The organism is Desemzia sp. FAM 23988, from assembly GCF_045528365.1.
Taxonomy (GTDB): domain Bacteria; phylum Bacillota; class Bacilli; order Lactobacillales; family Carnobacteriaceae; genus Desemzia.
Genome location: NZ_JBGQQS010000001.1, coordinates 109,435 through 132,478 on the forward strand (window position 1 = coordinate 109,435; position 23,044 = coordinate 132,478).

General features: G+C 38.3%; 19 protein-coding genes, 1 pseudogene and 1 riboswitch. Of the genes and pseudogenes, 1 reads left to right on the forward strand and 19 read right to left on the reverse strand.

All coding sequences use genetic code 11. From position 1 onward, the window contains the following. Positions 1-134 precede the first annotated feature (134 nt). From cls to ACEN4L_RS00670, 8 genes are all read right to left on the reverse strand, one after another. Positions 135-1,586 carry a cardiolipin synthase gene (cls, locus tag ACEN4L_RS00635; RefSeq protein ID WP_407095406.1) on the reverse strand — a complete coding sequence of 484 codons (1,452 nt, stop codon included), beginning with the start codon at positions 1,584-1,586 and terminating at the stop codon, positions 135-137. A gap of 90 nt (positions 1,587-1,676) precedes the next feature. Then, positions 1,677-2,852, reverse strand: coding sequence for a hypothetical protein (locus ACEN4L_RS00640; RefSeq protein ID WP_407095408.1), 1,176 nt, complete (start codon positions 2,850-2,852; stop codon positions 1,677-1,679). A gap of 169 nt (positions 2,853-3,021) precedes the next feature. Then, entirely contained in the window at positions 3,022-3,588 is a 567-nt protein-coding gene (gene thiT / locus ACEN4L_RS00645) for an energy-coupled thiamine transporter ThiT (protein ID WP_407095409.1), read from the reverse strand. 76 nt (positions 3,589-3,664) lie between these two features. Next, positions 3,665-3,767: riboswitch (TPP riboswitch) on the reverse strand. An 81-nt stretch (positions 3,768-3,848) separates the two neighbouring features. Further along, positions 3,849-4,322 carry a GNAT family N-acetyltransferase gene (locus ACEN4L_RS00650; protein WP_407095410.1) on the reverse strand — a complete coding sequence of 158 codons (474 nt, stop codon included), beginning with the start codon at positions 4,320-4,322 and terminating at the stop codon, positions 3,849-3,851. Between the two features lie 110 nt (positions 4,323-4,432). Beyond that, the gene (locus ACEN4L_RS00655) at positions 4,433-5,098 is read right to left on the reverse strand and encodes an HD domain-containing protein (RefSeq protein WP_407095411.1); all 666 of its coding nucleotides are present in this window, start codon (positions 5,096-5,098) and stop codon (positions 4,433-4,435) included. 366 nt (positions 5,099-5,464) lie between these two features. After that, positions 5,465-7,144 (reverse strand): ribonuclease J, encoded by a 1,680-nt coding sequence (locus ACEN4L_RS00660; protein ID WP_407095413.1) that lies wholly within the window; start codon positions 7,142-7,144, stop codon positions 5,465-5,467. Between the two features lie 43 nt (positions 7,145-7,187). Then, positions 7,188-8,060 (reverse strand): 4-hydroxy-tetrahydrodipicolinate synthase, encoded by an 873-nt coding sequence (gene dapA, locus ACEN4L_RS00665; RefSeq protein ID WP_407095415.1) that lies wholly within the window; start codon positions 8,058-8,060, stop codon positions 7,188-7,190. Positions 8,061-8,088: 28 nt separating this feature from the next. Beyond that, positions 8,089-9,138, reverse strand: coding sequence for an aspartate-semialdehyde dehydrogenase (locus tag ACEN4L_RS00670; RefSeq protein ID WP_407095418.1), 1,050 nt, complete (start codon positions 9,136-9,138; stop codon positions 8,089-8,091). A 230-nt stretch (positions 9,139-9,368) separates the two neighbouring features. Between ACEN4L_RS00670 and ACEN4L_RS00675 the strand changes: the two are divergent. Then, positions 9,369-9,964, forward strand: a pseudogene (locus ACEN4L_RS00675) (DUF3891 family protein). A 224-nt stretch (positions 9,965-10,188) separates the two neighbouring features. On the opposite strand, the gene pnp reads toward ACEN4L_RS00675, so the two are convergent. The 11 genes from pnp to rsmD all read right to left on the reverse strand — a co-directional run bounded on the left by pnp (position 10,189) and on the right by rsmD (position 22,967). After that, positions 10,189-12,354 (reverse strand): polyribonucleotide nucleotidyltransferase, encoded by a 2,166-nt coding sequence (pnp, locus tag ACEN4L_RS00680; protein ID WP_407095420.1) that lies wholly within the window; start codon positions 12,352-12,354, stop codon positions 10,189-10,191. Positions 12,355-12,675: 321 nt separating this feature from the next. Next, positions 12,676-12,945 (reverse strand): 30S ribosomal protein S15, encoded by a 270-nt coding sequence (gene rpsO, locus ACEN4L_RS00685; RefSeq protein WP_407095422.1) that lies wholly within the window; start codon positions 12,943-12,945, stop codon positions 12,676-12,678. A 172-nt stretch (positions 12,946-13,117) separates the two neighbouring features. After that, positions 13,118-15,103, reverse strand: coding sequence for an excinuclease ABC subunit UvrB (gene uvrB / locus ACEN4L_RS00690; protein WP_407095424.1), 1,986 nt, complete (start codon positions 15,101-15,103; stop codon positions 13,118-13,120). Between the two features lie 363 nt (positions 15,104-15,466). Beyond that, positions 15,467-15,721 carry a 30S ribosomal protein S20 gene (rpsT, locus tag ACEN4L_RS00695; protein ID WP_407095426.1) on the reverse strand — a complete coding sequence of 85 codons (255 nt, stop codon included), beginning with the start codon at positions 15,719-15,721 and terminating at the stop codon, positions 15,467-15,469. A gap of 144 nt (positions 15,722-15,865) precedes the next feature. Beyond that, on the reverse strand, positions 15,866-16,921 hold the full coding sequence (gene holA / locus ACEN4L_RS00700) for a DNA polymerase III subunit delta (RefSeq protein WP_407095428.1): 1,056 nt from the start codon (positions 16,919-16,921) through the stop codon (positions 15,866-15,868). A 67-nt stretch (positions 16,922-16,988) separates the two neighbouring features. Continuing rightward, entirely contained in the window at positions 16,989-19,301 is a 2,313-nt protein-coding gene (locus ACEN4L_RS00705) for a DNA internalization-related competence protein ComEC/Rec2 (protein ID WP_407095564.1), read from the reverse strand. Between the two features lie 51 nt (positions 19,302-19,352). Then, positions 19,353-19,859, reverse strand: a complete 507-nt coding sequence (locus tag ACEN4L_RS00710) for a ComE operon protein 2 (RefSeq protein WP_407095565.1) — start codon at positions 19,857-19,859, stop codon at positions 19,353-19,355. Between the two features lie 121 nt (positions 19,860-19,980). Further along, positions 19,981-20,676: a helix-hairpin-helix domain-containing protein gene (locus ACEN4L_RS00715; protein ID WP_407095430.1), complete on the reverse strand. Its 696-nt coding sequence runs from the start codon at positions 20,674-20,676 to the stop codon at positions 19,981-19,983. A 159-nt stretch (positions 20,677-20,835) separates the two neighbouring features. Then, a complete protein-coding gene (locus tag ACEN4L_RS00720; RefSeq protein WP_407095432.1) occupies positions 20,836-21,876 on the reverse strand; it encodes a SepM family pheromone-processing serine protease in 1,041 nt (346 codons plus the stop codon). A 34-nt stretch (positions 21,877-21,910) separates the two neighbouring features. Next, positions 21,911-22,399 (reverse strand): pantetheine-phosphate adenylyltransferase, encoded by a 489-nt coding sequence (gene coaD / locus ACEN4L_RS00725; protein ID WP_407095434.1) that lies wholly within the window; start codon positions 22,397-22,399, stop codon positions 21,911-21,913. Further along, on the reverse strand, positions 22,392-22,967 hold the full coding sequence (rsmD, locus tag ACEN4L_RS00730) for a 16S rRNA (guanine(966)-N(2))-methyltransferase RsmD (protein ID WP_407095435.1): 576 nt from the start codon (positions 22,965-22,967) through the stop codon (positions 22,392-22,394). The genes coaD and rsmD overlap by 8 nt, the downstream gene beginning before the upstream one ends. Between the last annotated feature and the right edge of the window lie 77 nt (positions 22,968-23,044).

The following is a 23,044-nucleotide window of genomic DNA, read 5'->3' on the forward strand; positions in this document are numbered from 1 at the left end:
AATGGAAAGAAATTACAAATAATCTGCTCAAACACAAGTTTTCATAACATTTTCAAAATAAACTGCTTCATTTACAAGGATGCAAAAAAAGGAAGTAGTTGATTAACCTGCTTCCTTTTGATAGCCTTTACTTATTATAAAATCGGTGACAATAAACGTGAGAAACTTTGTTTGAATTTGACCCATGAAGATTGTTTTTCGATTAATTCCCTCGTAAATAAATAACTTTTTTCCATATCTTTAAAGAAATAAGCTTCTTGTTGCTTGGCTATTGCCGGGTCATACATGAAAGCATTTACTTCAAAATTCAGTTTAAAACTTCGGATATCAAAGTTGGCTGTACCCACTGAGCAGATTTCTCCGTCGATGACGATCGTTTTACTGTGCAGGAATCCATTATCATAGATGTACACTTCTGCTCCCGCATCTACCATTTGCGCTGCATACGATAACGTAGCTTGGTAAATAAAAGGATGGTCCGGCTTATTGGGAATCATAATTTTAACATCTATTCCCGACATAATAGCTATTTGCAACGTTTCAATCAGTGCATCATCTGGCACAAAATAAGGGGTTTGGATATAAACAGTTTTATCTGCCATACTGATCATTTTGATGTACCCTTTTTTTATTTGTTGGATCTCTGTATCTGGACCACTGGATACGATCTGCAGGTTGGTTTTCCCTTTTCGTTGGATATAAGGAAAATACCTCTCTTCATATTCTATTTTATTGGTAGGTACAGCTGCATTCCAGTCCATGATAAACCGACTTTGCAAGGCCAGCACTCCATTTCCGATTATTTTTAAATGAGTATCTCGCCAATAGCCGAATTTCTTGTCTTTGCCCAAGTATTCGTCTCCTACATTAAAGCCGCCGATATACCCGATTTTTCCATCGATAACGACAATTTTGCGATGATTTCGGAAGTTAATTCGAAAATTGATCAAGCCCAATTTTGATCCAAAAAAGGTCTCGACTTGTCCGCCTAATTCTTTTAATTTTTTAAATGAAGCCAGTTTCAAAGCGCGAGAGCCTAATGCATCGTAAATGACCAAGACTTCTACGCCTGCTGCTGCTCTATCTTCTAAAGCTTTCAATACCATATTTCCTATCTGATCATTATGAAATATGTAATAAATCATATGAATATGATTTTCTGCTTTGTAAATATCGCGAATCAGCGATTTAAATTTTTCTTTGCCGTCTGTAAACATTTCTACGACATTTCCTTTTGTTAACATGGATTCGCTGCTTTCCAAAAACAAACTGGTAATTTCTTTCGAATCCTCAGTGGACTGTTGGCTAGACAACAATTTTTCTTCTTCGATCAGCATTTGTTTCTGAGCTTCCACCAACTCTGGCATACCGATACTTTCTTGAGCTTGTATATCAAAAATCTTTTCTCTGGAGATCTTTTTGCCAATAAAAAAATAAATGATAAATCCTATACCCGGCAAAAAGTTTAATACCAGCAACCACGCCCAAGTAGCTGCAATATCTCTCTTTTCTCGAAACACTGTAACAGCTGCAAATACAGTATTAACCGTTAATAATAATGAAATAAAATAAAAAACGTAATTCATTAAAACTCACATCTCTTTCCAACATTCTTTTTCTTCAAATAAAAGCACTCCTCATTGAACAAATAGATATCGACTTGTCGTGTCATCACCTTAGCTATCATACTCTTTTTTCTCATCAGCCATAGTAAGAAAGGACATTTTTTCTTTTATCCACTCTCCCAATATCCGTTCCATAGCTGATTCGCCTTTTACAGGGTATATAGTCGCGGTTTTCTGCAATTCATTATAATATTCCATAGCTTTGGGGTAATTCCGTTGATGGAAAGCTTCATAAGCCATCATTAACCGTTTCTTATTCGGCAAATAAGTCGTCATTTTAATGTATTTCTGTAATTCTTTGGTATAAAATTTCTTCACTACGAATGGGTCTGCATCTTGAATCAACTCTAAAAACAAGCGTTCACAAGTTAATTCATTCTTATATAACACTGACATTTCTTCTATATACGGATCAAAAGCTGTTAAGCATAGTCTCGCTTCTTCAAATTTCAACTGATCTATATACCAGTTATATTCCAATAAATACATGGCGACTTTTAAAGGATTGGAATAGTCTTTTTCTCCTTCTAATTGAAGAGTTGTTAGCGGAATATCTTTCACTCGTTTTCCTTGTGTCATCAAAGCATTTATTTTGAGTTGGGTGTAAAAAGCGTATTTATTTTCTTGGTTTTTTAACAACAAATACAAATTGTAGCCATCATTTGGTATGCCTCCCATTTTCATCGGAATTCCATTGGTTGCTGCTGTAAACAAACCTGCTAATGCAAAAGCACTCAAAATTGTCATCAAGATAGGGGGGGAAAATACACCGTTAAAGATTAGCCCAAATAGTGCGATAGAAAGCACTGCATTCATTAAAACTCCGCCTAAATTATATAACACAAATGGAAAATCACCCTCGTTGTATGCAGGAGGGGACATCAAACATTGTCCTCCTGTACCAGGTAAGTTCATTCGTTTTTGTTGGATACTTCCTTCTTCTTTGACTAACGTCAAGGAACCTATTCGGAAAGAAACATAAGCATAGCCGGTCATCAATCCAAATACCAAATGACCCATTTCATGAAGTAAAATATGTATCAAATAACTGATAAAAAAAGCTATGAACCCAATAAACAACAGACTTAAATTTAATTCAATTGCATCAGTTTCCAAAAATACTCCTGCAACAAAACCAATCGTTAAACCAATAATTGCTGAACCTCCCATTACAAGAATCACGGTACTCCATTGGGATTTCTTTTTTTCACTTTTATTTTTTGTCATATGTGCTTCACTTCCTTATGGGTTGCTTAATGCATTCTCCTAAAAAGGATAACATTACTTATTTAGTATGTACTAGTCGAAAAAAAAGTCAATCATAATTTTGACCGACAACTCTTTTTAGCTTTAAAAAAAAAGACGAGATAGTAATATCCCGTCCTTTGATCTTGTATTAACGTGTTGTTGATGAAAATAATTGTGGTGCTGTTTTTTTGATCGCTATCAGTAAGATGCTGACTACGACCGCTGTGATTACTCCACTCAAAATCTGTGTCACGAAAGAATACAGCAAAGCACTCATTCCTTCTGGTGCGTAGCTGCCCCAGAAATAATAACCTGCTACAAAATGCCAGAAGAATCGTGCCATCGTACCGGAAAATGTTCCCAGAACAATGTACAGATTCAATTTAACCGTCTGATCGGTTTGACTGAGCGAATGGATTTTAGCAGCAAATAATCCTCCGAAACCTGCAAAGGCAAAGGCAATAAAATATTCAATAAATCCTTGTAAAGGACTTAGAATATAGGCATTACCAATTACAAAATGCAAGATCCCCCATAAAAAACCAGCATAAACTGCTGGAACAAAACCTCTCCTAAACGCATAAAGCGTGAGAGGCACCATCCCTAATGAAACTGTAAAAGACGGACCGATATTTGTTGGGATAAGCGATAATACAATGGCTAAAGCAGCTATAATCGTCCCTTCTATCCACACACCAAACTTTTTGTTGCGCATAAAAAAACCTCCTTTATAATTTGAACAATGCCAAACAACAAAGGAGGAGATCACTTGAGTAATTAGACTACATACTTTTGTGCTCTGTCACAATTCCTACGCTCGTGCTAACGAACAGGTTCGAAGGGTCAGAATCATCGATTCAATCTCAGCTTAAAAAAGCACCCCTTTGTGATGGACGTTCATTCAGTTTTTACCTATTCACTATACCGAATATTTCAACCCTTGTCAATACTGCTCTCCGGGTTGAAACGATTTGATTAGTCTAACTTTTTAGCTAATACAAATTCTATACTGTCCCCTATGTTGATCCGTTGTTGAGTATTTGAAAAACCTGATTGAATATACAGCATTTGACTGCTGATATTGTCTATAGAGACAGACAACACAATTTCGTTGATCATGGGATAATGATAGCGCACATAGTCGGGCAGCAGTTCTAAAGACTTTTTAGCATATCCTTCTCCTTGATAATTCAAATCAATCGAATGTGCTCTAAATAGAATTGCTTTTGGATTGTCTGTAAAAGTGGACACCCCTACTCCAAGTTGAAGGATAAAAAAACCAATCAATTCCTGCCCCTTTAAAATCAAAATCGGGTGTTTTTCAGTTTCATGCATACTCTCGGTTAAAGCATCCATTGGCTTAACAATATAAGAATTTGAATCAATGGCATAATTTTCTAATTTTGGAGCATCTTCTATAACCGCTTCTCTTAGAATTATCTTTTCCATAGCCCTTCACCTTGCCTTTTTCATTATTCTTTTTCAGTATAAGAATAACAGACAGGACTAATAAATGTCTCTTGAAACGTTCTTAATTTCTCTGATTTGCAATACTCTGATTACTTCAACCCATCCCACTCCAAATAAAATTCTTGCAAAAACTGTTCCATAAACTGGTGTCTGTTTTCAGCAAAAGATCTTCCTGTTTGAGTATTCATCGTGTCTTTCAACTTTAATAATTTTTCATAAAAATGCATGATCGCTGTATCTTCTCCAGATCGATACTCTTCGTAAGATACCCCTTCTCTCGGCATTTTAGAAGGATCATGAATCAACCGACCACGGGAACCCGAATAAGCCATTGTTCTGGCAATACCGATTGCTCCAATGGCATCTAACCGATCTGCATCTTGCACGAGTTTTCCCTCTATAGAAGTCATCTCTATTTTATTGGTTCCACCTTTATAGGACAAGTTCAGCACAATAAATAAAAGAGACTCTTTTTCGGCGTGGGTTAAAGATAGCTGATTCAACCAATCGGTTAATTTTTTTTCTCCTGCTTCAGGTGTCTCATTTAATTTTTCATCTGGGACATCATGCAGCAATGCAGCCATCTCACAAATAAAAGCATCTACTTCCCCGGGTTCTTCAGCTGCCATTTGCAAGGCTAGATTACGTACACGATGAATATGCCACCAATCATGTCCGGAAGCGTCTTTCTTCAATAACTGAAAGACAAACTGTTCTGTCTGCTTTAAAATCTCTTTTTGAAGGTCTGTTTTCATATTTTGTCCTCTCTAAACTTTTTGGGTTCTTCATCTTCTAGCGTTGGTAGAGAAATTTCCTCCAGCCTATGGGGTTGCTTATGGACCGCCATGGGACCGCCTTGAGCTGAAAACCACATCTCAAGACTTGCAAGCTTCAAACTTAGCGTAACGGCTAAAGCCTAACGCTAAGTAATTCCCATTGCTTCCTTTTCCATGGCTACAAGCAACCCCATAGTCCTCCATAAATTTCTAGGAATGAGCTTCTAAAAAGTTTAGAATTAATTTTTTTACTTACCAACGTCAAATATTGTAGAACCACTTTTTGAACGACCCATTAAGGGTTTTAAATAAGGCTAGGACAAATGTCCTAGCCTATGCCTTAATTTATCTTCTGCGTTTTGAATTGCTGACTTCCATAATGATCGGTAAGATAACCGGTCTTCTGCGTGTCTTATCGAACAAGAATTTGCTTAATGAGTCTCTGATGTCTTGCTTCAAAGCTCCCCATTCAAATTCATTTTGCTGTAAGTTCTCTTCAACGACTTTTTGGACCATTTCGCTGCTTTGTTCAATCAATTGCGTATTTTCTTTGACGTATACAAAACCACGAGTCATGACTTGTGGACCAGACGTAATTTCTTTTGTTTTACGATTAATTGTCACCACAGCGATCAGAATCCCATCTTGAGACAATAGCTTACGGTCACGCAAGACAATATTTCCAATATCCCCGATTCCAATACCGTCTACCATAGTATTCCCAGATTCTACTTGACCAGACATTGTCAAGCGGTTATGAGAATATTCCATGATATCTCCTTTGCCAGGAATAATGATATTTTTATATGAGATCCCTACTTCATGAGCCAAGTCAGCATGAGCTGCTAACATACGGTACTCTCCCGTTACAGGGATGAAGTACTTCGGTTGGATCAAGTTAATCATCAACTTCAGATCGTTCGGTGTAGCATGTCCAGAAGCTTTCAGATTATCGGTGATTTGTTTCACTTCTCCACCAGCACGGTAAACCATATTTTCAGTAGTGGCTACTGTAACTTCCATTTCATTTGAAGGGCTAGTCACGATATAAACTAGATCGCCTTCTTTGATATTCACTTGCGGATGCTTGCCTTTTGCCATACGTTGTAAGGTTTGGATCGGTTCGCCGGTGCTCCCTGTTTCAAGTACAACGATTTCTTGGTCTTCGTATTTTTCAATCTCTTTTACAGAAACGATCAATTCATCGCTTGGCAATTGCAATTTGTCTAATTTTAATGCTTTGTCGACAATCTCTTCCAAATGTTTTCCGGTAATAAAGATTTTACGATTGGAACGATGTGCTGCGTCCAATACTTGTTGGATTCTTAGAATATTGCTGGCCACAGCGGCCACAATGATTCGTCCATTTGTATTTTGGAAAGTATCCAATACTTCTTCAGCAACTTTCAATTCACTCACATTTTCAACAGGACTTTCAGCTTCACTAGAATCACTTAACAGTGCCAATACATTGCTTCTGCCGATATCGCTGATGCGGTTTAAATCTGTTTTATACATCGGTTTAGCACTCTGATCAAACTTAAAGTTTCCTGTATAGACAATGCTGCCTTCATCCGTTTTAACAACGATTCCGACAGAATCAGGGATAGAGTGAGTGGTTCTAAAGAAACTCACTACTGCGTTGCCAAATTCAATTTCGGTATGCTCATCGACTACATGGTAATCATCAAAATGAGCCACTTGTCCTTTTTCTTCGACACTCATTTTAGCTAACGCCATTGTTAATTCAGTACCAAATACCGGCACATTGAATTTTTGCAGAAAATACGGTAAAGCTCCTATAGAATCTTCATGTCCATGTGTTAAGAACACTGCAGTAACACGATCTTTATTTGCTTCTAAATAATCAAAATTTGGAATGACAACATCGATTCCAAATAATTCTGTTTCTGGATACATCAATCCGCAATCCAGAACAAAAATTTCTTCATCTACTTCCACAACGTACATATTTTTACCATTTTCACGCACGCCACCAAGTGGAATGATTTTAACTTTACTCATTACTTCACCTCTTTGGTTTTCTTTCATTACATTGTTGATACTTTTATGGATAACAAATTGCTAAGATACTTTCTTTTTCTTCAGGCGTACATTCTACTAAAGGCAATCTCAATCCTCCAACAGCTACCCCATTGTGATTCAACACACATTTTGTGGGTGCCGGAGAAGGAACAGAAAACAAACTGTCCATTTTTGGTAACAGCTCAGCAGATAGTTCAGCCGCTCGTTTCAATTGCCCGTCTTCTAAAGCGTCGTACATCTCGGACATTTCTTTACCAAATACTTGACTGGCTACCGAAACCACCCCATTGGCTCCAATGGCTTTAGCTGGAAGGGATAAATTATCTTCACCGGTGTAAACCAAAAAGTCTTCAGACGTATGTGAGATGATTTGGCTCATCGCATCCAACCCTGCACATTCTTTGATCCCTATCACATTATCAATGCCAGATAAACGAATAGTCGTTTCTGGATCTATCGACACACTGGTTCTGCCTGGAACATTGTAGATCATGATTGGTAATGCGGTACTTTTGGCTACAGCTTCAAAGTGAGCGAATAATCCAGCTTGATTCGGCTTGTTATAATATGGAGTAACAACCAATGCTGCATCGATACCGTTGATTTTTTCCACTTCTTGCGTAAAAGAAATCGTTTCAGCAGTATTGTTTGAACCAGTCCCTGCAATAATGGGAATACGTCCAGCAACATATTCAACCGTTTTTTGATACAAAGCCAATTTTTCGTCATGGGAAAGGGTTGGTGATTCGCCTGTTGTGCCACCGACCACGATTCCTTCAGTGCCTGTTGAAATTAAGTATTCGATAAATCTTTTTAATTGTTCATTGTCTACTTTATTTTCTTGATCAAAAGGAGTGACCATTGCTGTAATGATTCTTGCACGTTGAATATCCAAACTCTCACCTTCCTGTAATGCGATTTTTTTACGCTTTGACGCTTAATAAACCTAATTCATGCATTTTTTCGGCTATTTGTACCGAATTCCATGCCGCACCTTTTAATAAATTATCGGATACGATCCACATATGATAACCAGCTTCATCGTCTAAATCTTTTCGAATACGACCGACAAACACTTCTTTTTCGCCCTGTGTAGCTAATGCGGTGGGATAAAGCTGTTGAGTCGGGTCATCTTGAAGAATGATTCCGGGAGCTTCATTTAGCAACGATTGAATTTGTTCCACTGAAGCTGTTTCATCTTTCACTTCAATATAAACGGATTCTGAATGGCCAAATACCACTGGGATCCGCACACATGTAGCGGATACTTTGATTGCATCGTCTCCCATGATTTTTTTGGTTTCATTCGTCATTTTCCATTCTTCTTTTGTATACCCCTCTTCATCAAAGACATCGATTTGAGGCAACGCGTTGAATGCGATTGGAAAATGCTTCTTGTCTCCACCAGAAGGCAGGATATGAGCTTCGTACGGCTCATCGTTCAACATGTGCTGTGCTTGAGCATGCATTTCTTTTAGAGCAGCATTTCCAGCACCACTGACTGCTTGATAGGTAGAAACAATCACTCGCTTCAGCCCAAATTTATTTCGTATCGGATGTAAGGCTGCTACCATTTGAATGGTCGAGCAATTAGGGTTCGCAATGATTCCTTGGTGATGTTTTAAAGCTTCAGCATTCACCTCAGGTACAACCAAAGGAACTTTTGGATCCATACGGTATGCACTCGTATTATCGATTACGATTGCTCCGCGCTTCACGGCTTCAGGAGCAAATTGTTTTGATATGTCTCCTCCCGCACTAAATAATGCAATATCGATTCCATCAAATGATTCATTGGTTGTTTCTTGAATTTCAATTTCTTCGCCATTAAAAAGTAGTTTTTTCCCAGCTGAACGTTTAGAAGCCAATAAGGTTACCTCTTTGATTGGAAAAGCTGCGTTTTCCAACATTTTGATCATTTTGGTTCCCACTGCTCCAGTGGCTCCAACTACTGCAACTGAATACCCATTCATAACTTTCACTCCTGATCGATTACTATTTAACTTATATTGATGCTTTCGAATAATACCCTTACTCATTTTAGCATAATTACTGGCGAAATCATACCAAACAAAATCTTTAGGCAGCTGCTGACAGGATTTGAACTCTCTATTTTTTTATTTCTCTCTATTTTCTTTATAATGGCAGTGAAGTATTCTGATCACTCGTCTATAGAAACAAAAACAGAAAGGATGAAGTACAGATGATTTCAAAAGAACACAAAGAATCATTTACATTAACAGAACAACTCCACCATTCCATCGTTTCTGGTGAGATGTTAACTCATTGGAAGTACCAGAACATTAAAAACTCAGCCTTCTATCCTTCTGTGCATTATGCCATCTCGATGCATGATTATGGCTGGCAAAACTTTGATAAACAGCCTTTTTGGAACGATCGAACTCAGCAACCTTATTCTTTTATCGACTTTCCTATGATGGCAAAATTAGTCCTTTATCAACATGGGATAGATGTAATAGAAAAAGAAATCCCTATGCGGCTCTCTTGTGCAGCTGTCATTATCAAAACTTTTTTGCTGAAGAAAAAGCTGCTGCTGCTAAACAATTTGTGCAGCATGAGGAACAGCGTCAGTTCCAGATCAAAAAGACTTTGCCTCATTTCGATGAAGCACAATTTTTGTATCATTTTGGGTTGCTTAATCTCTTAGATGGGATCTCTCTTTTTGCAGCGATCACTGAACCAGAAACTGATAAGGAAACTACTCACCCATTTTTCAAAGACGGGTTGGAGATTCCTGACGTTTTAGGTTTAACGGACGAACGGATAAAATTGAATTAGGTAGATGAAAAAACCATAGAGATCGACCCCTTTCCTTTTGAAGAATCTTTCAGTTGTACGTTTAAACAAAAAGAACTTGCTAAAGAAACTATTATTCAAGACGGCTTTCTTGAAGCTTATGCAGAACAACCTTACAAATGCGTTTCTATCCGCCTAACGCCAACTGAAGAGTAAAAAAGAGAAGATCGTACTGAAAAACTCAGTACGGTCTTCTCTTTGGTTCATTAGTTTGATTCCGTTTTTTCTTGTTCGTCATCTGCCATCAATACTTTGTGTGAAAGATTGATGCGTCCTTGACGGTCAATTTCAATAACTTTAACTTCTATTTTATCTCCAATATTGACCACGTCTTCTACTTTTGCTACACGTTTAGTGTCTAATTGAGAAATATGCACTAAACCATCTTTACCTTTAGCAATTTCAACAAATGCACCAAATTTTTCAACACGTTTGACAGTACCGTTGTAGATTTGACCTACTTCAATATCTTTTGTCAATTCTTCAATGATTTCTTTGGCACGTTGAATCATTTCAGCGTCATCAGAAGCAATGCTGACTTTTCCATCTTGATCGATATCGATTTTTACGCCAGTTTCTTCAATGATAGCATTGATTTGGTCTCCGCCGCGGCCAATAACTACTTTGATTTTTTCTGGTTTGATTTGCATCATTTCGATTTTTGGAGCATACTTGCTCAATTCTTTGCGTGGTTCAGAAATAGTAGACACTAATTCATCTAAAATCTCCATACGAGCTTTTTTAGCTTGAGTCAATGCTTCAGTTAGGATTTCTTGAGTGATACCTTGGATTTTGATATCCATTTGCAATGCTGTGATTCCTTCAGCAGTTCCAGCAACTTTAAAGTCCATATCGCCTAAGTGGTCTTCCAACCCTTGGATATCGGTTAAAACAGTGTGGTTGTTTCCATCACTGACTAATCCCATTGCAATACCAGCAACTGGAGCTTTGATCGGTACACCGGCATCCATCAATGCTAAGATTCCTGCACAAATACTTGCTTGAGAAGAAGAACCATTTGATTCCAACACTTCTGAAACAACACGGATCATGTAAGGGAAATCTTTTTCATTAGGGATTACTTGAGCCATAGCTCGTTCGCCTAAAGCACCATGCCCAATTTCACGTCTACCTGGCGCACGGCCACGGCCAGTGCTACCAACTGAGAATTGAGGGAAATTGTAATGATGAATAAATCGTTTGCTTTCTTCAATGCCTAAGCCATCAATAATTTGATGTTCTCCTAGAGGCGCTAAAGTTGCAATAGACAACGCTTGAGTCTGTCCACGTGTGAATAAACCAGAACCATGAGCTCTTGGTAAAACACCTGTTTCAGAAGCTAATGGACGAATCTCATCGATTTTACGACCATCTGGGCGAATTTTATCTTCCGTAATCAAACGGCGTACTTCATCTTTTTCCAGATCTTCAACAATTTTCTTGACTTCTTTTTTGATACGAGCTGCTTCATCATGATCAGCGTATTTAGCTTCAAAAAAGGCAACCGCTTCTTTTTTAACGGCTTCTGTTTGTTCAGCACGTTCTTGTTTGTCAAAGATTTGGATCGCATTGACCATTTTTTCTTTGTAAGCTGCTTGTACTTCTTCTTGCACATCTGCATCTACTTCTAATAATAAAACTTCCATTTTTTCTTTTCCAACAGCTGATTGGATTTCTTCTTGGAAGGCTACTAATTTTTTGATTTCTTCATGACCGAACATCAGCGCTTCTAACATGCCTTCTTCAGACACTTCAGCAGCTCCACTTTCAACCATGTTGATAGCTGTTTTTGTCCCAGCTACTGTTAACTGGATATCAGACTCTTCATCTTGTTGAACAGATGGGTTAATGATCAATTCACCATTCACACGGCCAACATTTACTCCGGCAATAGGACCATTAAATGGAATATCAGAAACAACCAAAGCCAAAGATGATCCAAGCATTGCCGCCATTTCTGGAGAGCAGTCTTGTTCAACAGACATAACGGTATTCGTGATTTGGACTTCATTACGGAATCCTTCTGCAAACATTGGACGAATCGGGCGGTCAATTAAACGAGCTGTCAATGTAGCATTTTCGCTAGGGCGGCCTTCACGTTTGATGAATCCTCCTGGGATTTTCCCTACGGCATACATTTTTTCCTCATAGTTTACTGTTAGTGGAAAGAAATCCACATCCATTGCATCTTTGCTGGCAACAGCAGCTGTTAAAACAACCGTGTCTCCATAACGAACCAAAACGGCTCCATTTGCTTGCTTAGCTAACTGTCCTATTTCCACTGTTAAAGGACGGCCGCCAAGTTCGGTTGTAAAAACTTGTTTTTCTGTCATGTGTTGTTCTCCTTTTTTCCGAGAACTATTGGTATCCATGCAATCTACTAAACAAATGTCAGTATTTAATGTTTAAACGCTCACATTTGCATAGTAGGATAACGGATAGATCAACGTTCTCTTTGTATAAGTGATTTCTACTGCTTAACTAGCTGGTAAGCTAAACGCCTAGCTACACTCTCTCAAAAAACGAGTTGCGAAAAGCAGTCTATACGTCCTATAAACTAATACCAACTGTCAGGTAAATAGCACCTGTCTGTTGGTATTTTCTTATAGGCGAAAGGCTAAACGCTTTTCGTCACTCTCTCGAAAAAAAGCGAGATTCCTTAGAACCCCGCTTTTAATATAGACAAACGGATCTTAACGACGTAAGCCTAAGCTCTTGATTAATTCACGGTAACGTGCAACATCGTTGTTACGTAAGTAAGCTAACAAGTTACGACGGTGACCGATTTTTTTCATCAATCCACGGTAAGAATGGTGGTCTTTTTTATGAGTACGTGCGTGCTCATTTAAGTGGTTGATTTCGTCTGTCAATACAGCAATTTGTACTTCTGGAGAACCAGTATCTCCTTCGTGTCTTGCGTATTGTTTGATGATTTCGTTTTTGCGTTCTTTAGAAATAGCCATTTCTAAACACCTCTTTCTGATTTTTTCCTTTTACTGAGAAGTCGTTGGTGAATCGTACAACCAAGTAAAAGGTCTGTGCTTAGCGCACATCTAAATACTACAGAACTTTCTCTTAAAATGCAAGTATTAATCTGGTAATTCCCCTCATTTTACCGAGTTCTTTTTGACACCATTATATTTTGTATTCCGCTCTAATCTCAAGAATAGTATCTCGTAAGTTAGCCGCTTTTTCAAAATCTAATGCTTTAGCAGCAGCTCTCATTTCAAGCTCCATTGTTTCTACAAGCTGAACTCGCTCAGCTTTATTTAATTTCGAAATTTTCCTTACTGGAATATCTTTCGTTTCGTCCACTGCAGTAGTAATAGAAATCAAATCACGAACTTCTTTTTTGATCGTTTTCGGAACAATTCCATGATCGGTATTGTATTGCATTTGAATAGAACGGCGGCGATCTGTTTCATCTATAGCATACCGCATCGAATCAGTGATTCTGTCTGCGTATAGAATTACTTTACCATTCTCATTACGTGCTGCACGCCCGATAGTTTGGACCAGTGAACGTTCACTTCTTAAGAACCCTTCTTTATCCGCATCTAAAATAGCGACTAAAGACACTTCCGGCACATCGAGTCCCTCTCTCAATAAGTTGATTCCGATCAGAACGTCAAATACACCTAAACGTAAATTCCGGATGATTTCTGTTCGTTCTAGAGTCTTCACATCACTATGCAAGTATTCTACCTTTAAGCCGATCTCTTTTAAATAATCCGATAGGTCTTCGGACATTTTTTTAGTCAAGGTTGTAATAAATACCCGTTCATTTTTCTCGATCCGTTCATTAATTTCACCAATCAAATCATCGATTTGACCTTCAATCGGATGAATTTCGATAACAGGATCCAATAACCCGGTAGGACGAATAATCTGTTCTACCACACCATTGGTCCGTTCTAATTCATAAGGACCTGGAGTAGCTGAAATGTACATAATTTGATTGACATGCTCTTCAAATTCTTCTAATCGTAACGGACGATTATCTAAAGCGCTCGGCAGACGAAATCCATGTTCAATTAATTGTTGTTTTCTAGCTCTATCTCCGTTGTACATCCCTCTGATTTGAGACATCGTGATATGTGATTCATCCACTACAAATAATGAATCATCTGGAAAGAAGTCTAATAATGTATACGGAGATTCTCCTGGTTTCCGACCGTCCATATGGCGGGAATAATTCTCGATCCCTGGACAATACCCCATTTCCAAGAGCATTTCAATATCATAATTGGTTCGTTGTTCAAGACGTTGCGCTTCCAGCAGCTTATTTTCTGCGCGCAATTCTTTGAGTCTCGCATCTAATTCTGCTTGAATAGTTCCTACTGCGTGACGTGTTTGTTCATCATTGGCCACAAAGTGTGTAGCCGGAAAAACAGCTACGAATTCTACGTCTGCTTTGACTTCTCCGGTCAAAACATCCACTTCACGGATACGCTCGATCTCGTCTCCAAAAAATTCCACTCGCACGGCTTCACTATCTCTAGACGCTAAAAAGATCTCCACGACATCACCCCGAACCCGAAAACGTCCACGTTGAAAATCAATATCGTTTCGTTCAAATTGCATTTCGATCAATTTACGCAGCATGTCATCTCGACTGATCTCCATCCCAACTCGTAAAGACAAGACAAATTCTTTATAGTCCAATGGGTTTACCAATCCATAGATACAAGAAACTGAGGCTACAACAATCACATCTCGTCTATCGATCAATGAACTGGTAGCGGAATGACGTAATTTATCAATTTCATCATTGATACTGGCTTCTTTTTCAATGAATGTATCTGTTTGAGGAACATACGCTTCCGGTTGATAATAATCGTAGTAACTTACAAAATATTCTACCGCATTATTAGGGAAAAATTCTTTAAATTCACTATATAATTGTCCAGCTAATGTTTTATTGTGTGCAATGACCAATGTGGGTCTATTCACTTCTTGAATGACGTTGGAAACCGTAAATGTCTTCCCAGTTCCTGTTGCACCAAGTAATGTTTGCTCTTTAACTCCTGTTTGGAGCCCTTTAACCAACTGTTTGATAGCTTCAGGCTGGTCCCCACCAGGTTGATATTGAGAAACTAGTTCAAATCTTTTTTCTGACATATAATCTCCTCGCTTCTGCATGACTCACAACACAAATATCTCCTTTATATTCTAGCACTGAACGTATGTTCTTACAAGGTAAAGGGCCGTTATAACAAATGAGGTGTTACATAGTTTTGACAACAACCACTCGTTAGTTGGATAACCCCACTCTTCCCTAACCGAATAATTCTGGTCGGCAAAGCCTAAAACACAAAAACTCTGCTGGATAGGGTCAACCTATCCAACAGAGTTTTTGTGTTTTGTGAGTTGTTTGTAATGAACTTTTGGCGATCGTCAAAAGTTTTGAAATGAACTTGCAGCACTAGATCAAGCTACCACACAACAAAAAAGAGCCTGGAACACCAGACCCGATTCATTGGATTATTTAGCTAATTTAGCTGATAAACGAGATTTATCGCGAGCTGCTTTGTTTTTGTGGATTAATCCTTTAGATGCAGCCATATCAATTGATTTAACTGCACTGTTGAATAAAGCATTTGTGTTGCTGTCTCCAGCTTCAACTGCTTTTTCAAATTTTTTCACAGCTGTACGCATTGAGCTTTTTTTAGTGTTGTTTAAAACTGCTGCTTTTTCATTCGTACGAACACGTTTAATTGCTGATTCGATGTTTGGCATTTAGTACACCCCTCTTTCCTTATAGAACAACTAAAATAATTGTAAAATTATTTCAACATCGTTTATTATACCGGATGAATCTCTTGAATGCAATATTAAAGTGTAAAGTTTTTTTACTTGATAGGATAGAATAATGAATTTTTCTTATTTCTGTCTCCCTATTCCTTTTCCCTCAGCAAATTGCAAGATAAACAATTCAAATTGCATTTTACGATCTCCCTGACCCGTTTTCAATCGGTATTCCGTTTCGATCAATCCTTCAAACGCTTCAGTTAATGTACGCTCATCATGCTTTCTAATCTGCTGGCTAGCCAATTTCACTCGAAATGGATGAACTTTCAGAGTTGTCGCAATTTCGTTTTGCTGGAATCCCTGTTTCGTTAAAATAAATACTTGGATCAACAAACGAAATTGATTCGTCATGATCGCATTGATTTTAATAGGGTCTTCTTTTTGCAACAACAATTCTTGGTACAGATCCAGTGCTGATCCTGCTTGTTTTTTCAACACCATTTCATTTAAAGCGAAGATATTTTGTTCCAGTGATTTCGAAATCAATTCTTCAACAGCCGGCTTAAGTATTTTTTTAGACTCCATTGCATATAAAAACAACTTCGGCAATTCTCCAACTGCCGTACTTAAATTGGCATCTGTCAATTGAATCATCGTATCAAAAGCTTCAGGCGTAATTGTATAGCCTTCGTTTGCAATTGTATCTTGCAAAAATTTCCGAGTGTCTTTTTCTGACAACGCTGCTATATCAATCGTTGTTGCTGATTTTTTGAGCTGCTTGACGACTTTCTTTCGTTGATCTAGTTTTTCATATGGGGCAAAGAAAACCAATACAGTCGAAGGCGACGGATGTTGTAAATAATCCACTAATCCCTCGATATCATGCTCAATTTTTTGCTTGGCCTTTTCACCCGTTAAAAATACTGGGCGGTTGACGAAAATCAACCGGCGTTCCCCAAAAAACGGAATACTTTCCGCATCATTCAGCACTGTACTTAACGGTGTTTCTTCCATATCAAATGAACTGAAATTCAAATCCATTTCATCAGGAGAAATCACATGCTCAATGAAAGCTTTTTTTAACTTATCCGCTAAATAGTTCTCCGTTCCGAGCACCAAGTATACCGCAGATAATTCTTTTTTAGTTATCTTAGCCAGTTCAGTTGTATAATTCAACTTCTTCCCCACTTTCTATATCTCTTTAATCGTACAAATTGCATCGCTAGAAAGCAAGTCTATTTTGCCTATTTTTACATTAGAAGTTGGTTGCACTCTGTAAGATCGTATTAAACCGTCCTAATGGATCAAACCACAGATAAGGAAAGTAAACATAGTGAATGGCTCCCTGTTTATCTGTCCGGTAGATTTTTAGGTTCTCTTGTTCCAATACATCAAGCACTTCAGTATGGGGATGACCAAACTGATTGTTTAACTTAGCGGAAATCAGCGCCACTTGAGGTTCTAACCGCTGTACAAAAAGTTCACTCGTAGAGGTATTGCTGCCATGATGACCCACTTTCAAAATATCTGCTTTTAACCCAGGAAACTGATCTAACAATTCTTTCTCTTCCTCGATCCCCATATCTCCAGTAAACAGCCAATTGTAAGCGCCAATCTTGCCATACAATACAAGTGAATCTTCATTTTCCCCCGTCCCCGTCTCAAATGGCCACACCACATATAAAGAGGAAGTCACTTTGAATGGTGTCTCGCGGTCAGCTAATACACCAGTAAGAGCAACTCCGTTTTTCTTGAGGACTTGAGCTGTATCAGAAAACAATTCTTTTTGCTCCGTTCCTGCCGAGTAAATTACTTCCTCAATGGGCAGCTCATCGGCTAATTCAGCTAATGCCTGAATATGATCGGCGTCACCATGCGTTGCAAAAACACGATCTAAATGTCTAATGCCTTTTGCTTTCAACAAAGGGATCAGATTTCTATTGGCAACAGTTGACGGTGTTTGTTTTTCGGTCCATTCTTCTCGTTCAAAAGAAACCGTCCCTCCAGTATCGATTAAGTAGTTTCCTTTTCCGAAAGGTTCTTTAATAAGAATCGCATCTCCTTGACCCACATCAATAACGATCACTTCTGTTATAGGAGAATACGCTTGGTATTGAGCCACGACTATTAAAGCAACCAATGCAACAACAGATGCTTTTCCAATGCCTTTTTTTGTCTCAAGAGCAATAAACCAGATTGTAAGGACAACACAGAATACGATCATTAAAATCAGCGGTATTCTTCCCGTCACGATCAGATTAAAGGGTATCTTAGAGAAACTTTTGGCTATCCATTCAGGAAAACTCAGCACTTTTTCAAATACGGCTAACAAGCCCGAGAATAAGACAGTATCTCCAATCAAAAAGGAGAATACCAAATAGATCAGCAAAGGTATCAGAACCCACGAAAAAAATGGAATGAAGATAAGATTCGCTATCGTTCCGATCCAGGGAAACTCAAAGAAATGGAACATCAGCACCGGAATCGATGCTACCGTCATCACAAATGAAATCAATAAATTGTTTTTTAAATACGAGTGTTGAGGAGCTAAAAACGTCTTAGAAAATAAAATCAATAATAAACTCAATAAATAGCTCAATTGAAACCCTACACTGCTGATTTGATAAGGATCGATCAACAAGGCCAGCAATAGTGTGATCGACCAAGCATCAAAACTGGAGAGTTTCCATTGAAAACGGTGAGCGCTCAATGTCATAAAACTAACGACCACAGCTCTAAAAGCACTTGTTCCCCAACCAATCAAACTGCCGTATAAAAAAAGAATCGGCACTATTATAAAATAACTCGTTTCTTTCGTTACCCCAAACCGCAATAAAAGGTACGACAATCCAGCGAATAAGAATTGGATATGTAAACCAGAAATACTCAATAGGTGCAACAACCCCAAGTCTTTAAAATCCTGCAAGAGTTCCGTCTCAAATGATCCCACATCCCCAAGAAGAAGTGTTTTCATATAATTTCCTACTTTAGGTGTGACTTGTTCCTCAATATGCCGCACCAGCCGCTGCTTTAAATGGAGTAAAGAAAATTGTTGCCAATAGCTGTTCGTTTTTGGACTAGTGACCAACGATAAAGTATCTGCTGAAAGTACCCAATGGATCCGTCTATTAAAAAGGTATTCTTGGTAGTCAAATTGATATTGATTGCGATTGCTTTCTGGTTCTGTCAGAATCCCTTCAATCTTTATTTTTTCGAATGATTCTTGAGACTGCCACCACTCTTTTTCTTCAAGAGTCTCAGCATAATAAAACACGACCACTTCTTCAGATACTTGTTTCTGCTGATCAGTTTCTTGAACGGTACCGTAAAATTGCATCTGATTGCCATCGTATTTGATATCCGTTGGTTGGACATCGACTACAAATTGTCCGGCTTCGTTTAACAACTCGGTATGGTTTGAATAATGATGCCAACAAGTCGCTAAACCTATCATACCACCTATAGCTAGTGAACAAACCAGTACCTTTCTATTCTTTAATGAATAGAGACGGACTAAACCGTATAAAACCAACAAGACTGTCAGCCAATAAAATTCGCTTACCACCATACAAACCAGTAGCAATGAGAAAAGAGCAGAATAAAGGTAGTATCCTGTCAATTAAGATTCATGGATGTGTCCAGATTGATTGGTTTTAGACTGTTCTTTTACGAGAAGGTCTAATTTTCCAAAAAAATCTGTCGGTAAACTTACTTTTTCGCATTGAACATGGGCTTGTTCAATCAATTTCTTTGCATACTCATTATTGTGGTAATCTTCTAAGTAATAAATTTTCTTTATTCCTGCTTGCAGAACCATTTTTGTGCATTGCAGACAAGGGAAATGAGTCACGTAAATTTCTGCGTTTTCTGTTTCTACACCAAACTTGGCACACTGGAGAATAGCATTCATTTCTGCATGGATTGTACGCACACAATGGCCATCTACTACATAACACCCTTCATCAATACAATGGCTGTCTCCACTTACAGAACCATTATAACCGCCTGCAATGATTCTTTTTTCTCGAACGATCGTTGCCCCCACCATTAAGCGCGTACAAGTACTCCTTTGCGCTAACAATACACTTTGAGACATAAAATATTCATTCCACGGAATTCTTTCTATCATTCTAATCCTCCTACTTTCCATTCACTGCACGCGACCCTTATCTCATGCGGAACATACAAATAATTACTTCAAGTATACAAAAGCCCAAAATGAGTTGCAACAAGACTTTTAGTCTTCGTTACTGAGAACCTACTACTACAAAGTCTTTCAGTGCTTCAAAAGTTTTGTCTCCGATTCCAGACACGTTTTTCAATTCATCAGTGGATTGAAATGAACCATTTTCTTCACGATACTGAATGATCTTTTCTGCTTTCTTTTCTCCTATGCCATTTAAAGTTTGCAACTCTACTGCATCCGCTGTGTTGATATTTACAGTTCCTTCTTTTTCTTCACTCTCATTTCCGTTTAAATTTCCACTTAAGCTGGTTTCATCAGTGATTTCTTTTGCTTCTTCTCCTATGAGAGGTACATACACCACCATTTGATCTGTTAATTTTAAAGCTAAGTTGATTTGAGATTGGTCCGCGGAGATCAAAAATCCTCCAGCTAGTTCAATTGCATCCATCAGCCGCATATCAGAGGTTACTTGATAAACTCCTGGATTGCTCACAGCTCCTTTTACATCTACATATAGATCTTGTCCCTCTTCAGTTATCCCTTCTGCACTCTCTGCCTTCATAGATTCTTCCTCTTGCATAGGCTCCATCAAATATTGTTCAGTCGTCTCCTCCACTCCCATCTCTGATGTCGTTTCATCTTTTGAGTTCATGAATAGAAATAACGTAACAACAAAAAATAGGAGTCCCATTATACCAACAGCTGCACCGTTCCATAATGGAACTGTCATTATTTTTTCTTTGAACTTTTGCAACATCTTTTAGCACCTGACTTTCCGTTTTTGTCCCATAATTTCTCCTTTTTCTAACTATACGAAAAAGAGCTTCTTTTCATTAAAATTTTTAAAGCAAAAAAAGAGCAGAGACCTTTGTCGTCTTCGCTCTTTACAAACCTCTTCTTTTTGGTTGTTCTTGGTTTAATCTAGTTGATTCAAGTAATCGACCGCATCTTGAATATTTTTTACCGGTACAATTGTCATGTCAGTGTCTATTTCTTTTGCAGCCGCTAAAGCTTCTTCATAATTGCTTTTTAGATCAGGATAATTTTCTAGGATCACTGGATCAATTTCATCATCTGGAGCAAAGAAAATGGTAGCTCCTTCATCGTCTGCAGCAACAACTTTCTTCTCGATCCCGCCGATTCTCCCAATGGTTCCATCAGCTGCTATCGTTCCAGTACCGGCAATTTCATGGCCGTTCCTTAACTCTTCATTAACGAGTTGCGTATAAATTTGTAAAGCAAACATAAAGCCGGCAGATGGACCGCCAATGCCGTCAGAATCTATTTCTACTGGAATATCAGTAGTAATGGAAGTATTGTCCACCAAACTGATCCCTAATCCAGGATATTTAGTTTCTTCCATTTCCATCAATGGAGCAGAAACGGTATTTTCTTCTCCGTTTCTTTGGTAAGTCACTTCGATAGCTTGATCAACTTCTTGGTTTTGAACGTATTCAATAAATTCTTGTGAACTCTTAAAAGTATTCCCGTCTAAAGCAATGATCGTATCTCCGACTTGAAGCAGCCCTTCAAAATGGGAATTTTCTAAAACAGACATGACATACACTCCATTATATGAAAATTCATACGGTTCATTGGCTACTTCAAATGCTGCTTGAACAGCACTATTGATGGAGCTGGTCATATAATATTGCTGAAGGTTATTGTATTCTTCAGATGTCGTGGTTGTCCCGAACAATTCTTCTTCAGTGTAACCATCATGAAAAGGCAAAAATTTTGTTAAGTACGTCAAAGGCGTCGCTCTGCGAACCGCCACTGTGGTCAGCATGTAACTCCCTGGTTCTTGGTCCGCTTCATTATCGACTTGGACCAGTTCATTCAAATGAACAGCTGATCCTGGAGATTCAATATAGTATGGCATAGGCATAAACAACGCCCAAAATACAGCTGCTACAATGAGGATTACACTGATACTTTTGATGATTTTTTTATTCATTCCCACACATCCTGTGCCCGTTATTTACCAAAAACTACTCTATTTCATATTTTTTCTTCATCGCCACGTTGACATTATCCGGTACTAAACCCGATATATCTCCTCCGAACATAGCCACTTCTTTAACCAAACTTGAACTGACGAACCGATACCGTTCATTTGATACTAGAAATACAGTTTCTACTCGGCTGTTTTGCGTTTTATTCATTGCCGCAATATCCGCTTCGTATTCAAAATCTTTCACACTTCGTAAGCCTCTGAGCAGAATATCAACATTCAACTCATCCGCCAAATCAACAGTCAGACCTCCAGAGTGTTTAACAACTTCAACATTGGATAAAGATGCTACATTCTCCAGGATCAATTGGATTTTTTCATCCTCTGTAAACAACGCTTTTTTCGAAGTATTGGTGGCTACTGCAATGATAACACGGTCAAATAATGTAGCTGCACGTTTGATTATATCAATGTGCCCGTTAGAAATAGGGTCAAAACTTCCTGGATACAACGCAATTTTAGACATCTTTTTCCTCCGTTTCTATCATTAGTTCGTAAATCCCTATAGTGGTGATTCCATATTGTGCTTTTTTATACAGTTTTGCCTGATGAATCTCTTCTGGCAGAGCAACATTTTTGTCTACTTCACACACAATCAATGCATTCGAAGAGAGCAGCTCCCTTTTAAGCATTTGAGCTATTTGTGCGGGGATTTGTTGTTCTGCATACGGAGGATCCAAAAAAACTAAATCAAAACGCATTTTTTTGCTTTTCAGCGTTGTTAAAGCTCTAGTCGCATCACTGCGAATCACTGTAAATTTTTCTTCTTCTTTAGTAACAGCAATATTCTCTTGAATCGTTTTGATCGCCATAGGAGCTTTATCAATCAACACCGCTCCATCCATCCCTCTTGAGACTGCTTCAATAGACAATCCACCCGACCCGGCAAATAAATCCAAGCATTGTCCACCATCAAAATAAGGACCAATCATATTAAACAAGGATTCTTTTATTTTGTCTGTTGTTGGTCGGGTACTATTACCAGGTACCGCTTTTAATCTTCTTCCTCCATACTCTCCAGAAATCACTCTCATACACAATTTATTCCTCTCAATGGTATTTGGCAAATGCAAAACAAGGAATACCGTAAAACGATGTATTCCTTAGTTCT